Origin of the sequence: Nakamurella alba (assembly GCF_009707545.1) — a bacterium.
Classification (GTDB): Bacteria; Actinomycetota; Actinomycetes; order Mycobacteriales; family Nakamurellaceae; genus Nakamurella; species Nakamurella alba.
Window position 1 is genome coordinate 1 of sequence record NZ_WLYK01000028.1, and the last position, 1,220, is coordinate 1,220.

1 protein-coding gene is annotated in these 1,220 nt (G+C 69.6%); it reads left to right on the forward strand.

The window, feature by feature from the left end:
- Positions 1-139: 139 nt before the first annotated feature.
- Positions 140-1,220, forward strand: a 1,081-nt coding sequence (locus GIS00_RS26725; RefSeq protein ID WP_322098500.1) for a DDE-type integrase/transposase/recombinase, incomplete at its 3' end; no start/stop codon positions are given.

Genomic DNA, 1,220 nt, shown 5'->3' on the forward strand with positions numbered 1-1,220 from the left:
CGATCGCGCTCGGCGGGTGCCCGCCGGGTGATGGTCGGGGATGGAGACGTCGGTGGATGCGCGGTTGGCGGCTGCGGTGGGTGCGTTTGTCATGGACCCGGACTCGGTGAACGTGGCGGCGTTGTGCCGGGATGTAGGTGTGTCCCGGCAGACGTTCTACAAGTACGTCAACAGGTTTCGGGCCGAGGGCGTGTCCGGGTTGGTGCGCCGCTCGACCCGGCCCATACGAACCAGGCGGCTGCTGGACCCGGTTGCCGAGGACGTGCTGGTGCGGGTCCGCAAGATCCTGGACGACGAGGGCCAGTACCACGGTGCGTTGTCGGTGCTGTGGCATCTGGAGGACCACCTGGAGCTGTGGCCGGCGGAAGCGGTCCTGCCGTCGGTGTCCACCATCCACCGGGTCCTGATGGCGCGGGGCCAGGTGGTGCCGGCGCCGGCGAAGGCTCCACGGTCGTCGGGTCGCCGGTTCCAGAGCTCGATGGTCAACGGGATGTGGCAGATGGATGGGTTCGACGTGCCCTTGCCCAGTGGTCGAAGGGTCGTGGTCATCCATCTGTTGGATGACCGGTCCCGGTTGGACCTGGGCATGCACGTGGCCCGTTCGGAGAACGGTGACGACGTGTGGACGGCGTTCACCACCGCGACCGCCACCTATGGAGTGCCGCGGAAAGTGTTGACCGACAACGGAAGTGCCTTCTCCGGAGCGCGGCGCGGGTGGACCTCGCAGCTGGAGGAGAACCTGCGGCAGATCGGGGTGGAACCGATCACCTCGACTCCGCGGCACCCGCAGACCTGTGGGAAGGTCGAACGGCTGCACCAGACCGCGCAGCGATGGCTGGCCCGCCGGGTGCTGCCCGAGGACCCGGTGGCGCTGGCCGAGCTGCTGCAGATCTACCGGGCCAGGTACAACCAGCGGCGGCATCAGAGCCTGGGCGGGGACCGCCCGCAGCACGTGTTCGACACGGCGCCGCGGGCGGTCCCTCCGGCCTGGCCCATCGCACCGGCCGGGCACGTCACCAGCAGCACCGTGTCGGTCCGCGGGCAGATCTACGTGGACAGCGTCCATCTCGGGGTGGGCCGGCCCAACGCCGGTCGCAGCGCCGTGGTCTACCGCACCGGTGAGCAGGTCGCGGTGTTCCTCGACGGCCGCTACTACGGCAGCCACACCATCGACCGGACCCGCCGATACCAGCCCGTCCCGCCGATACACTCGCCCCGTC